The following is a 13,558-nucleotide window of genomic DNA, read 5'->3' as shown; positions in this document are numbered from 1 at the left end:
ATTGAGAATGATCATGATTATCATTTGAGTTATATATGAAACACAACCATCGATTCAATACACAAGGTGTTACAAGCGTATTTATTTTTGATTTTTATCAAGATGCTTCGTCAGCTAACGTTATTGTTGCCGACTAAATTTCAGGGCGGGAAAAAGCGGAGATCTCAGGGATATTGCGGCTTACAGAGCGAAGAGATGGGGAAATTATTGCCGTTAACGACAAAGCTTCGTGATGACGCCGTGAGGAATTACCACAAGAACAGGATGGTTTCCAGGAGACAAGATAGATTTCATAACCCCCTGTTTATTGTGCTAATAGCGGTTAAAAAAAAGCTTGATCATAAAAAATTGATCGATAATAATTCTCATTATCACGCTTGGCTTTAACAAAATATGACTATATGGATAACAAAATCATAGCTTTTGCGAAGGATAACGCACAGCACTCTTCACTTCAGACGTGGTGTACCACTTTGCCTGACAAAGAGGGCGTGCTTTTGCGCAATGGTCAGAAATACCAGGTAATTTCACGGGATATAAACGCCAATTAACTCACCCGGCTAATACTATCGCGTTGAATCACAAATAAATTTATTTTTCGCCAGCCACCCCGGTTTTTACCCAGGCAGCCAGCATTTTTTATTTTCCTCATGGAGAATCGCTATGTCACGTCCGCAATTTACCTCGTTGCGCTTGAGTTTGTTGGCTTTGGCTGTTTCTGCCAGCTTGCCGACGATTGCTTTTGCTACTGAAACCATGACCGTTACGGCAACAGGGAATGCACGCAGTTCCTTCGAAGCGCCAATGATGGTCAGCGTTATCGACACTTCCGCCCCTGAAAACCAAACGGCTACGTCAGCCACCGATCTACTGCGTCATGTTCCAGGGATTACCCTTGATGGTACTGGGCGTACAAATGGACAGGATGTGAATATGCGTGGCTATGACCATCGCGGCGTGTTGATCCTTGTTGATGGTGTTCGTCAGGGAACCGATACCGGGCACCTGAATGGGACTTTCCTCGATCCGGCGCTGATCAAACGTGTTGAGATTGTCCGTGGACCTTCGGCATTACTGTATGGCAGTGGCGCATTGGGAGGGGTTATCTCCTACGATACGGTCGATGCAAAAGATTTATTGCAGGAAGGACAAAGCAGCGGTTTTCGTGTCTTTGGCACTGGCGGCACGGGAGATCATAGCCTGGGGTTAGGCGCGAGTGCTTTTGGGCGAACGGAAAATCTGGATGGTATTGTGGCCTGGTCCAGCCGCGATCGTGGTGATTTACGCCAGAGCAATGGCGAAACCGCGCCGAATGATGAGGCCATTAATAACATGTTGGCGAAAGGGACCTGGCAAATTGATTCTGCCCAGGCTCTGAGTGGATTAGTGCGTTATTACAATAACGACGCGCGCGAACCAAAAAATCCGCAGACCGTTGAAGCTTCTGACAGCAGTAATCCGATGGTTGATCGTTCAACGATTCAACGTGATGCGCAACTTGCTTATAAACTCGCGCCAGTGGGCAACGACTGGTTAAATGCCGATGCAAAAGTTTACTGGTCGGAAGTCCGTATTAATGCCCAGAACACGGGGAGTTCCGGCGAATATCGTGAACAGACAACAAAAGGTGCCAAACTGGAGAACCGCTCCACGCTGTTTGCCGATAGTTTTGCTTCTCACCTGCTGACATATGGCGGTGAGTATTATCGTCAGGAACAGCATCCGGGCGGTGCGACAACGGGCTTCCCGCAAGCGAAAATCGATTTCAGCTCCGGCTGGCTACAGGATGAGATCACCTTACGCGATCTGCCGATTACCCTGCTCGGCGGAACCCGCTATGACAGCTATCGCGGCAGCAGTGATGGTTACAAAGATGTTGATGCCGACAAATGGTCGTCTCGCGCGGGGATGACTATCAACCCGACCAACTGGCTAATGTTATTTGGTTCGTATGCCCAGGCATTCCGCGCGCCGACGATGGGTGAAATGTACAACGATTCTAAGCACTTCTCGATTGGTCGCTTCTATACCAACTATTGGGTGCCGAACCCGAACTTACGTCCGGAAACCAACGAAACTCAGGAATACGGCTTTGGGCTGCGTTTTGATGACCTGATGTTGTCCAATGATGCCCTGGAATTTAAAGCCAGCTACTTTGATACCAAAGCGAAGGATTACATCTCCACAACCGTCGATTTCGCGGCGGCGACAACCATGTCTTATAACGTCCCGAACGCCAAAATCTGGGGTTGGGATGTAATGACGAAATATACCACTGACCTGTTTAGCCTTGATGTGGCCTATAACCGTACCCGCGGCAAAGACACCGATACCGGAGAATATATCTCCAGCATTAACCCGGATACCGTTACCAGCACCCTGAATATTCCGATCGCCCACAGTGGCTTCTCTGTCGGCTGGGTTGGTACGTTTGCCGATCGCTCAACACATGTCAGCAGCAGTTACAGCAAACAACCAGGCTACGGCGTGAATGATTTCTACGTTAGTTATCAAGGACAGCAGGCGCTCAAAGGCATGACCACCACTCTGGTACTGGGCAACGCCTTCGATAAAGAGTACTGGTCACCGCAGGGTATCCCGCAGGATGGTCGTAACGGAAAAATTTTCGTGAGTTATCAATGGTAATCATCAGCCCCGATATTTCGGGGCATTTATCTGGAAGGAAGAGAGACAATGAACCACTACACACGCTGGCTTGAGTTAAAAGAACAAAATCCCGGAAAGTACGCGCGTGACATCGCAGGTTTAATGAATATCAGCGAAGCAGAACTGGCATTTGCCCGTGTCACGCACGATGCGTGGCGGATGCGCGGCGATATTCGTGAAATTCTCGCGGCGCTGGAAAGCGTTGGCGAAACCAAATGTATCTGTCGTAATGAATATGCTGTTCATGAGCAAGTTGGGGCATTTACCAACCAGCATTTGAACGGCCATGCCGGATTAATACTCAATCCGCGCGCGCTGGATCTGCGTCTGTTTCTCAACCAGTGGGCCAGTGTTTTCCATATAAAAGAAACCACGGCCCGCGGCGAACGTCAGAGTGTTCAGTTCTTTGATCATCAGGGCGATGCGTTACTGAAAGTTTATGCCACCGACAATACCGATATGGCGGCATGGAGCGAGCTTCTGGCGCGTTTTATTGTCGAGGAAAATACGCCGCTTGAGTTAACAACGGTTGATGCACCTGCTGCGCATAGCAACGTCGATGCCAGTGCTGTAGAGCAAGAGTGGCGTGCGATGACGGATGTTCATCAGTTTTTTACGCTGCTCAAGCGGCATAACCTGACGCGCCAACAGGCGTTTAAACTGGTGGCAGACGATCTGGCCTGCAAAGTCGCCAATAGTGCGCTGGCGCAGATTCTGGAATCCGCCCAGCGAGATGGCAATGAGATCATGGTGTTTGTTGGCAACCGTGGCTGCGTACAAATTTTCACGGGTGTGGTAGAAAAAGTGGTGCCAATGAAAGGCTGGCTGAATATTTTCAACCCAACATTTACTCTTCATCTATTAGAAGAGAGCATCGCTGAAACCTGGGTTACCCGTAAACCGACCAGCGATGGCTACGTGACCAGCCTGGAATTGTTTGCCCATGATGGTACGCAGATTGCGCAACTTTATGGTCAACGTACAGAAGGCGAACAAGAGCAAGCGCAATGGCGTAAACAGATTGCGGCACTGACGCAAGAAGGCGTTGCTGCGTAACGTGTCATTGTCCGGAGGTCTGGCTGTCGCCGGGCCTCTTTATAAATATCGGCTGGAGAATTCAGACCAGATAATCAATATGTTGATGCCGTACCAGTTCGTTGATCCGCCTGAGGTTGAGGATCATCATAATATTGTGTTTATGGCAGTAGAATGTTTTTAATGAGATTTTTAGTTTTCCCAGAATATCTTCTGTCGTCATTTGATTTGCAATGCAGGTCAGAACCTGATGCTGTTTGCGCGAGAGTGACACATCCGCTTCTGGCGCAGAACAGTAACTGCCATTGAGCAGCGCGACAAAGTCAATAATCGTAATATTTCTCTGAACAAAAGTTACCGGGACTTTCCCCAGACAGCGTTTAATATTAAACGGCGAGAAAACAATGACATGGACAGGTTGCAGACGTTCAATTTTGTTGAGCATTGATGAGTGGAATACATTATTCATTAATGTATCAATAATCACCAAAGCACTCTGATGCAACGTTAAGTCAATCTCTTCTTCGTTCTGTATATGAACGACATTACCCTTACTCAAAATATTTTTCATTGCGGTGAAAAACATGATGTCTTTGGTAATTATAAGAAACATAACCGACTCCTGTTGCGAGCATTAACTTCATAATCAGGTTGCCAAAGGTAATAAACAGGGCAGGACTTATAATTATAGTTGTATATTAATATTCATATTAAAGATGCAGATATTTGGAAAATATCTGCATCTTTAAACTAAATTATTTCACCAGTTCTGGCGTTACCTGGCTAACCGCATTGGTGTAATAAGGTGCGCCCCAGCCGGGTTCTGGCCAGAATGCGCCGTAGCCGTAATCCCACAGGTTGTAGGTGGTGTTGACCACTTCTCTCAAATGCCACACCTGAATCCCCTGTACATTCACGTCAACGAAGTTATACGGGACTTTATTGATAAAACCTGGCTGTTCGCCCTGAATCGTGCCGAGAACGGTGACAAAGTGGTTACGGTAGTTCACTGGGTCAAGGAAGCCATTTTGTCTGGCGAGCAGGCGACCCTGATAGTTGGCTTCAATTTCAGGTTTGGCATAGCTATCCAGCGGTAATACGGCGATTTCTAACAACGTATCTGTTTTGCCGTTAATAACGTTGATAACCTTACCGCCAAAGCGTGCCTGTTGACCAACATACAAATTTGGTTGGTTATGAACAGCAACAAAACTTTTTTGAATATCAGGTTGGTTATTGCCTTTGATATTTTGCGGAATCGAACTACATGCGGCAAGAAAAAATGAAAGGCTGAAGATGAGTGCACCTTTTGTCTTGTTCATGTTACTATCCTTATCAACAAATGTTAAAACCATAATAGATATTTCTTTATGGTTTTCATCCAATTCTCAGGTGATATGCCTGATAGTAATGTAAACCTGTCTGATATTTATATCTTGAACATTAGTCCCAGAGAGAGCATTGCTGTGTGATGTTATTACCCGTCTATTTATAATACTAGTCCTTTATTTAACTATTTTAATTAAATTGTTTTTTCTCTTATGGAACATAGAGTGCTAATTATTATCATTATGGTGATAACTGTTTATTAAAAGGGAAACTATTTATCCGTGAGGGCAGGAAGCGCAATTTACTGAAATTGCACGATCTCGCATCCGCTAAGAAATGATACGCGCTGCGTCAACGATTAGGGGCACAGTCGCCCCCTTTGTTTATTTTAATCGTTTACCTGAATCATCAACCACTTTCTCACCGTCTTCTTTGGTGAACGCCCCTTTCTGAGCATCCGGCAGGATCTCCAGCACTACTTCCGAAGGGCGGCACAGCCGGGTTCCCAACTGTGTTACCACAATTGGACGGTTAATCAGAATCGGGTGTTGCAACATAAAGTCGATTAACTGATCGTCAGTAAATTTATCGTCTGCAAGACTCAGTTCCTCATATGGTTCAACGTTTTTACGCAGCAGCGCGCGTACCGAAATTCCCATATCGGCAATGAGTTTGACCAGCTCGTCACGAGCCGGTGGGGTTTTCAGATAGTGGATAATAGTCGGTTCTGTACCGCTGTTGCGGATCATCTCCAGTGTATTACGCGACGTGCCGCAGGCCGGGTTGTGATAAATGGTAATGTTGCTCATATCAGTATCTCATTACAAAGTGAAAGAGAGACGTAGCGCCAGCGTGACCAGCGTTACAAACAGCACCGGCAGGGTCATAATAATTCCTGTACGGAAGTAATCCCCCCAGCTAATCGTCATATTCTTCTGCGAAAGTACGTGCAACCAGAGCAGTGTTGCCAGGCTACCAATTGGCGTAATTTTCGGCCCCAGATCGCAGCCAATAACGTTGGCGTAAACCATCGCTTCTTTGATCACGCCAGACGCCGTGCTGCCATCAATAGACAACGCACCAACCAGTACCGTAGGCATATTGTTCATAATAGAAGAGAGGAAGGCGGTCAGAAATCCGGTGCCCAGCGTCGCGGCCCACAGACCGTTATCTGCCAATACATTAAGTACGCCAGAAAGGTATTCTGTTAGCCCCGCATTGCGCAGGCCATAAACCACCAGATACATGCCGAGTGAGAAGATGACAATCTGCCAGGGTGCGCCGCGTAGCACTTTACCCGTATTGATAGCATGGCCGCGTTTAGCGATTACAAACAAAATTAGCGCGCCCACTGCCGCAATGGCGCTTACCGGGATACCGAGCGGTTCCAGAACGAAAAATCCCGCCAGCAAAAGCAATAAAACAACCCAGCCCGTTTTGAAGGTGGCAGGATCTTTAATTGCTTCGGCGGGAGGTTTCAGCAATGCCATATCGTAGTTCTGTGGAATATCTTTGCGAAAGTAGAGATGCAACATCACCAGCGTGGCCAGTATTGCGGCGATGTCCACCGGCACCATGACCGAGGCATATTCGCTAAAGCCGAGGCCAAAGAAATCTGCCGAAACGATATTTACCAGGTTGGATACGATAAGCGGCAGGCTGGCGGTATCGGCAATGAATCCAGCCGCCATGACGAATGCAAGCGTTGTGCCTTTACTGAAACCTAAAGCCAGCAACATGGCGATAACGATCGGCGTCAAAATAAGTGCCGCGCCATCATTGGCAAACAGAGCCGCAACGGTCGCACCGAGCAGGACTATCCAGGTAAACAGCAAGCGGCCACGCCCATGACCCCAACGTGAAACATGCAGCGCCGCCCATTCGAAAAAACCGGATTCGTCCAGCAGCAGGCTGATGATAATAACGGCAATAAATGCAGTAGTCGCATTCCAGACAATATTCCACACCACAGGAATATCGCCCGGATGTACCACACCCGTAACTAACGCCAGTCCCGCGCCCAACGCCGCACTCCAGCCGATGCCTAAACCTTTCGGCTGCCAGATAACCAATATGATGGTCAGGACAAAAATAGCGCCTGCCAGTAACATAATGCCTCCCTGAAATAACATATGCGAAAATTCATATATGTGTGGGTAAATTTTTTAGCTGCAAATGGTCTTACTGTCTGCGGAACAATTTTGTCGGGCCAGGTTACGGACAATTGCCTGAACATTTTCCTGTTCACATCTCCAGGTCTGCTCAATAATTTTCGCAGCCCAGGAAGGAATATGCGGAGATAAACGGTAATGAACCCACTTACCTTGTTTGCGATCCAGCAATAAGCCGCTTTCACGCAGCAATGCCAGGTGGCGTGAGATCTTGGGCTGCGACTGATTCAGGGCAGTACAGAGATCACAGACGCATAACTCACCCATCTCGCTGAGCAGTAAAACGATACTCAAACGCGTTTCATCGGCAAGAATTTTGAACAGTTGGATGGGTAACAGAATTGACATATTGCGCTCCTGATTGTTGCAGGTAGTGTCTCTCTTCGAAATGAATAAGTCAAAAACATATATGATTTAACGGATGTATAGGTGCAAAGGAAGGTAATGGGTGTGAATTAAGAGTTGGGTATTTATTTGAAAAGAGGTCTGAATCAGGACGTAAAAAAACCGACTTTGCGTCGGTTTTTTACTTTCCAGCCCAGAGTTGGTGGCCCTGGTCGGAGTGAGATAGTCATCATCTAACGCATCAATGCTAATACCATACTGAAACTATTGCAAGGACATGCTGGTTTTATAAACTATAAGCACTGTATAATTATCCAGTTAGCTCTGAGGCATTTTCACTCTGGTAATGCGCATAAACGCTTTCAAAGTCCTGATCAGTGGTACGGGTGGTGCCGTTAACTGATGCTCTGGCCGGAGTGAGATAGTCGTTATCTAACAATGAGACATGCACCGTGACAGGCAATGGATGAGTAAGCGGATGTATTCTCACTCCATAGCATGGAGAAAACGGGTGATTGATAAAGCAATCATTGTTCTTGGGGCGTTAATTGCGTTGCTGGAACTGATCCGCTTCCTGCTTCAGCTTCTGAACTGATAGCGGAAACGTAGCTAAGGGCAAAGAGCACACCACTCTTTGCCCTTTAACATTTAACGCATAGTAACGAACTCTTCTGCCGCCGTCGGGTGAATAGCGACGGTGTTGTCGAAGTCTTTCTTGGTTGCGCCCATCTTCAGCGCTACCGCGAAGCCCTGCAACATTTCATCCATACCAAAACCAATACCATGAATACCGACAATCTTCTCTTCTGGCCCAACGCATACCAGCTTCATGCGGCACGGCTGGCGGTGAGTGGTGACAGCGGTATACATGGCGGTGAAAGAGGATTTATACACTTTCACCTGATCGTCGCCGTACTGCTCACGCGCCTGCGGTTCTGTTAAACCAACAGTACCAATCGGCGGATGGCTGAAAACGACGGTCGGAATATTGCTGTAATCCAGATGTTCATCCGGCTTGTTATTAAACAGGCGTTCAGAGAGACGACGACCCGCTGCTACTGCAACCGGCGTCAGTTCCACCGCGCCAGTGTTATCGCCCACCGCGTAAATACCTTCAACGTTAGTATTTTGATATTTATCGACGACGATATAACCTTTTTCGTTGGTTTTAACGCCAGCAGCTTCGAGGTTGATGTTGTCATTGGCAGGTTCACGCCCAATCGCCCAAATCAGGCAATCCACCGTTTCACTGCGACCATCTTCCAGCTCCAGCGTCAGGCTGCCATCGGCATTTTTCACCACCGCTTTCGGGATTGCATTGGTGTGCAGTTGTGGGCCTTCGGCGTTCATCACCTCGACCAGTGTTTCAGTGATCATCGGATCAAAGCTGCGCAGTGGTGCGTGTTTACGCACAAACAGATGCGTTTTCGCGCCGAGGCCGTTAATCACGCCAGCCAGTTCAACGGCGATGTAACCTGCGCCAACAACCGCCACGCGCTCTGGTAAAGCGGGAAGGGCGAAGAAACCATCAGAATCAATGCCGTATTCCACGCCCGGAATATCCGGATGGCTCGGACGGCCACCGGTGGCGATCAGAATATGATCAGCAGTGATGGTTTCACCGTTAACTTCCAGCGTTTTGGCATCAACGAAGCGAGCAAAACCTTTGATTACATCGACGTTATTTTTACCGAGTACGTTTTCATAGGAGGTATGGATACGGTCGATATAGGCGGTACGGCTGGCGATCAATGTATCCCAGTTGAACTTATTAATGGTGGTATCAAAGCCATAATCCGGGCCGTACATGTGGATGGCTTCACGGATTTGCGCCGCGTGCCACATCACTTTTTTCGGCACGCAGCCGACGTTCACGCAGGTGCCGCCCAGTTCTTTGGCTTCAATCAGCGCGCATTTCTGGCCGTACATAGCCGCGCGGTTGATGGAGGCGATACCGCCGCTGCCGCCGCCGATGGCGATGTAATCATAGTGTTTAGTCATGACAGAGTGTCCTTATCGTTGATTACCGCGATTGTAGCGCGAGACGTAAAAGGTGCCAGCAATGGCTGCAATTACTCCGGTACGATCCAGTTTACGGTAGCGTGCCCGGTGCCTGCCGGAACCAGTTTGCTGTGTAGCCACGGCAGCACGTTATTCATTTGCTGTTCCAGCTTCCACGGAGGGTTAATGACAATCATGCCAGAAGCGGTCATGCCACGGCGATCGCTGTCTGGCAGCACCGCCAGTTCAATTTGCAGAATTTTGCGAATACCGGTCGCTTCCAGATCGTGGATCATGCGCTTAATTTGCTGACGCAGCACTACCGGATACCACAATGCGTAAGTGCCAGTGGCGAAACGTTTGTAGCCTTCTGCTATCCCACTGACCACCGCCTGATAGTCTGTTTTCATTTCATACGGCGGGTCGATAAGGATCAGGCCACGGCGGGAGACCGGCGGCAGTTTAGCTTTAAGCTGCAGGAAGCCGTCGGCTTTTTCTACGCGCGCACGGCTGTCTTTCTGAAATTCAGAACGCAGTAACGGATAATCGCTGGGGTGCAACTCGGTCAGTTGCAGGCTGTCTTGTTCACGCAGTAACTGACGGGCAATCAACGGCGAACCAGGGTAATAACGTAGCTGCCCACTACGGTTGAAGTGTTTTACCACATTGATGTACGACTCCAATTCTGCGGGCAGGTCATCCTGCTGCCAGATACGGGCGATGCCTTCGAGATATTCGCCTGTACGCTCGGCATGTTCGCTACTTAACTGATAACGCCCCGCACCCGCGTGGGTATCGAGATAGAGAAACGGTTTATCTTTCTCTTTCAGCGACTCGATGATCAGGCTCTGAACGGTATGTTTAAGGACGTCGGCGTGGTTGCCAGCGTGAAAGCTGTGGCGATAACTGAGCATGGGTAAAGGTGTTCCGGTAAGTAAAAATCGGCCCGTATTCGGGGCGCACAAAAGCGTATCAGAACAGTATACCGAAAAGAGGCCGCTGCCGCGAAAGCGTAACGTTTCTCATTGAAATTCACTACACTTAACCCCATGCTATTACCCATTACGCGTCGGATGGCATCGGCCTACCAAAGTAGGTCGGATAAGACGCCTGCGTCGCATCCGGCGAAAGCGCCTGCGAGCGTTTCGTTCCCCCTATTTAACCAGGACTGTACCTATGACGAATCCGTTACTGACTCCCTTTGAACTTCCGCCGTTTTCAAAAATCCTCCCGGAACATGTGGTTCCAGCCGTCACTAAGGCGTTGAACGACTGCCGCGAAAATGTAGAGCGCGTGGTAGCGCAAGGGGCACCGTACACCTGGGAAAATCTCTGCCAGCCGCTTGCAGAAGTCGATGATGTACTGGGACGTATTTTCTCCCCGGTTAGCCACCTGAACTCGGTGAAAAATAGCCCGGAACTGCGTGAAGCTTACGAACAAACGCTGCCGCTGCTGTCGGAATACAGCACCTGGGTAGGGCAACATGAAGGGCTATATAAAGCGTACCGTGACCTGCGCGATGGCGATTACTACGCCACGCTGAACACAGCGCAGAAAAAAGCGGTTGATAACGCACTGCGTGATTTTGAACTTTCTGGCATCGGCCTGCCGAAAGAAAAACAGCAGCGTTACGGTGAGATTGCTACCCGTCTTTCCGAACTGGGCAACCAGTACAGCAACAACGTCCTCGATGCGACGATGGGCTGGACTAAACTCGTCACCGACGAAGCGGAACTGGCGGGTATGCCAGAAAGTGCATTGGCTGCGGCAAAAGCTCAGGCCGAAGCGAAAGAACTGGAAGGTTACCTGCTGACGTTGGATATCCCAAGCTATCTGCCGGTAATGACCTACTGCGACAACCAGGCCCTGCGTGAAGAGATGTATCGCGCTTACAGCACCCGCGCCTCCGATCAAGGCCCGAACGCTGGTAAGTGGGACAACAGTAAAGTGATGGAAGAGATCCTCACCTTGCGTCATGAACTGGCGCAATTACTGGGTTTTGAAAACTACGCCTTTAAATCACTCGCCACTAAAATGGCAGAAAATCCGCAGCAGGTGCTTGATTTCTTAACCGATCTGGCAAAACGCGCACGTCCACAAGGTGAAAAAGAACTGGCGCAACTGCGCGCCTTCGCCAAAGCCGAATTTGGCGTCGATGAGTTGCAGCCGTGGGATATTGCGTACTACAGCGAAAAACAAAAACAGCATCTTTATAGCATCAGCGACGAACAACTGCGTCCGTACTTTCCGGAAAACAAAGCGGTTAACGGCCTGTTTGAAGTGGTTAAACGTATTTACGGCATCACCGCCAAAGAGCGTAAGGATGTCGATGTCTGGCATCCGGATGTACGTTTCTTCGAACTCTATGACGAGAACAACGAACTGCGCGGCAGCTTCTACCTCGATCTGTATGCCCGTGAAAACAAGCGCGGCGGGGCGTGGATGGATGACTGCGTAGGCCAGATGCGTAAAGCCGACGGTTCGCTGCAAAAACCGGTCGCTTACCTGACCTGTAACTTCAACCGTCCGGTGAATGGTAAACCGGCGCTGTTTACCCACGACGAAGTGATCACCCTGTTCCATGAGTTCGGTCACGGCCTGCATCATATGCTGACCCGCATCGAGACCGCAGGCGTTTCCGGTATCAACGGGGTGCCGTGGGATGCAGTCGAACTGCCGAGTCAGTTTATGGAAAACTGGTGCTGGGAGCCGGAGGCGCTGGCGTTTATCTCTGGTCATTATGAAACCGGCGAACCGCTGCCGAAAGAGCTGCTGGATAAAATGCTGGCGGCGAAAAACTACCAGGCAGCGCTGTTTATTCTGCGTCAACTGGAGTTCGGCCTGTTCGATTTCCGTCTGCACGCGGAGTTCCGTCCTGAACAAGGCGCGAAGATCCTCGAAACGCTGGCAGAAATCAAAAAACTGGTTGCCGTGGTGCCGTCTCCGTCCTGGGGGCGTTTCCCACATGCTTTCAGCCACATTTTTGCCGGAGGTTATGCAGCAGGTTACTACAGCTACCTGTGGGCCGACGTGCTGGCGGCGGATGCCTTCTCACGCTTTGAAGAAGAGGGTATTTTCAACCGTGAAACCGGACAGTCATTCCTCGACAATATTCTGAGCCGTGGCGGTTCAGAAGAGCCGATGGAGCTGTTCAAACGCTTCCGTGGTCGTGAACCGCAACTGGATGCGATGCTGGAGCATTACGGCATTAAGGGCTGATCAGTCAGTGAAAATCTGCTTAATTGATGAATCGGGCACCGGAGACGGTGCCTTATCTGTTCTGGCGACCCGCTGGGGGCTGGAGCACGATGAAGACAACCTGATGGCCTTAGTGTTAACGCCGGAGCATCTGGAACTGCGCAAGCGCGATGAGCCGAAACTTGGCGGTATTTTTGTTGATTTTGTTGGTGGAGCGATGGCACACCGACGCAGATTCGGCGGCGGACGCGGTGAGGCGGTAGCAAAAGCGGTGGGCATTAAGGGTGATTATCTGCCGGATGTAGTCGATGCCACTGCAGGTTTGGGGCGCGATGCCTTTGTGCTGGCTTCGGTGGGCTGCCGCGTGCGGATGCTGGAGCGTAATCCGGTGGTTGCCGCGCTGCTCGATGATGGCCTGGCGCGTGGCTATGCCGATGCGGAAATCGGCGGCTGGTTACAGGAACGTTTGCAGTTAATTCACGCCTCCAGCCTGACGGCGCTGACCGATATTACCCCGCGCCCACAGGTGGTCTATCTCGACCCGATGTTCCCGCATAAGCAGAAAAGTGCGTTAGTGAAAAAAGAGATGCGCGTGTTTCAGTCGCTGGTTGGGCCGGATCTCGATGCGGATGGGTTGCTGGAGCCTGCTCGCCAGTTAGCGACAAAACGCGTGGTGGTCAAACGGCCGGACTACGCCCCGCCGCTGGCGAATGTCGCCACGCCTAACGCGGTCGTTACCAAAGGGCATCGCTTTGATATTTATGCCGGGACACCAGCGTAAAAGTAAACCGGGTAGCGTTACTGCTACCCGG

12 protein-coding genes are annotated in these 13,558 nt (G+C 49.7%); 5 read left to right on the top strand and 7 right to left on the bottom strand.

The genetic code is table 11. The features are described 5' to 3' along the window. Nucleotides 1–756: 756 nt before the first annotated feature. On the top strand, nt 757–2,646 hold the full coding sequence (chuA, locus tag BEA93_RS09765; RefSeq protein WP_306173772.1) for a TonB-dependent heme/hemoglobin receptor ChuA/ShuA: 1,890 nt from the start codon (nt 757–759) through the stop codon (nt 2,644–2,646). A 48-nt stretch (nt 2,647–2,694) separates the two neighbouring features. Then, nucleotides 2,695–3,723 (top strand): hematinate-forming heme oxygenase ChuS, encoded by a 1,029-nt coding sequence (gene chuS / locus BEA93_RS09760; RefSeq protein ID WP_001017197.1) that lies wholly within the window; start codon nt 2,695–2,697, stop codon nt 3,721–3,723. 61 nt (nt 3,724–3,784) lie between these two features. Here the strand turns inward: chuS and BEA93_RS09755 are convergent, their stop codons facing one another. The 5 genes from BEA93_RS09755 to arsR all read right to left on the bottom strand — a co-directional run bounded on the left by BEA93_RS09755 (nt 3,785) and on the right by arsR (nt 7,550). Further along, the gene (locus tag BEA93_RS09755; RefSeq protein ID WP_000478606.1) at nt 3,785–4,315 is read right to left on the bottom strand and encodes a helix-turn-helix domain-containing protein; all 531 of its coding nucleotides are present in this window, start codon (nt 4,313–4,315) and stop codon (nt 3,785–3,787) included. A gap of 142 nt (nt 4,316–4,457) precedes the next feature. Next, on the bottom strand, nt 4,458–5,024 hold the full coding sequence (gene slp / locus BEA93_RS09745) for an outer membrane lipoprotein Slp (RefSeq protein ID WP_001044202.1): 567 nt from the start codon (nt 5,022–5,024) through the stop codon (nt 4,458–4,460). A 390-nt stretch (nt 5,025–5,414) separates the two neighbouring features. Then, on the bottom strand, nt 5,415–5,840 hold the full coding sequence (gene arsC, locus BEA93_RS09740; RefSeq protein ID WP_105224486.1) for a glutaredoxin-dependent arsenate reductase: 426 nt from the start codon (nt 5,838–5,840) through the stop codon (nt 5,415–5,417). Between the two features lie 12 nt (nt 5,841–5,852). After that, a complete protein-coding gene (gene arsB, locus BEA93_RS09735) occupies nt 5,853–7,142 on the bottom strand; it encodes an arsenite/antimonite:H(+) antiporter ArsB (protein ID WP_016249316.1) in 1,290 nt (429 codons plus the stop codon). A 54-nt stretch (nt 7,143–7,196) separates the two neighbouring features. Further along, nucleotides 7,197–7,550, bottom strand: a complete 354-nt coding sequence (gene arsR, locus BEA93_RS09730) for an As(III)-sensing metalloregulatory transcriptional repressor ArsR (RefSeq protein WP_000025636.1) — start codon at nt 7,548–7,550, stop codon at nt 7,197–7,199. A 508-nt stretch (nt 7,551–8,058) separates the two neighbouring features. Between arsR and dinQ the strand changes: the two genes are divergently transcribed. Next, a complete protein-coding gene (gene dinQ / locus BEA93_RS09715; protein ID WP_001295215.1) occupies nt 8,059–8,142 on the top strand; it encodes a damage-inducible type I toxin DinQ in 84 nt (27 codons plus the stop codon). A 53-nt stretch (nt 8,143–8,195) separates the two neighbouring features. Here dinQ and gorA read toward each other — a convergent pair whose 3' ends face one another. Both gorA and rlmJ read right to left on the bottom strand, forming a co-directional pair. Next, nucleotides 8,196–9,548, bottom strand: coding sequence for a glutathione-disulfide reductase (gene gorA / locus BEA93_RS09710; protein WP_001517286.1), 1,353 nt, complete (start codon nt 9,546–9,548; stop codon nt 8,196–8,198). 71 nt (nt 9,549–9,619) lie between these two features. Then, nucleotides 9,620–10,462 carry a 23S rRNA (adenine(2030)-N(6))-methyltransferase gene (gene rlmJ / locus BEA93_RS09705; protein ID WP_001517285.1) on the bottom strand — a complete coding sequence of 281 codons (843 nt, stop codon included), beginning with the start codon at nt 10,460–10,462 and terminating at the stop codon, nt 9,620–9,622. 262 nt (nt 10,463–10,724) lie between these two features. Here rlmJ and prlC point away from each other — a divergent pair, with 262 nt between their 5' ends. Beyond that, on the top strand, nt 10,725–12,767 hold the full coding sequence (gene prlC, locus BEA93_RS09700) for an oligopeptidase A (protein WP_000184159.1): 2,043 nt from the start codon (nt 10,725–10,727) through the stop codon (nt 12,765–12,767). 7 nt (nt 12,768–12,774) lie between these two features. Continuing rightward, a complete protein-coding gene (gene rsmJ, locus BEA93_RS09695; RefSeq protein ID WP_001517284.1) occupies nt 12,775–13,527 on the top strand; it encodes a 16S rRNA (guanine(1516)-N(2))-methyltransferase RsmJ in 753 nt (250 codons plus the stop codon). The last annotated feature ends 31 nt before the right edge of the window (nt 13,528–13,558 follow it).

The organism is Escherichia sp. MOD1-EC5950 (assembly GCF_002965345.1).
Taxonomy (GTDB): Bacteria; Pseudomonadota; Gammaproteobacteria; order Enterobacterales; family Enterobacteriaceae; genus Escherichia; species Escherichia marmotae.
This window is presented reverse-complemented; position numbering and strand designations above follow the sequence as displayed.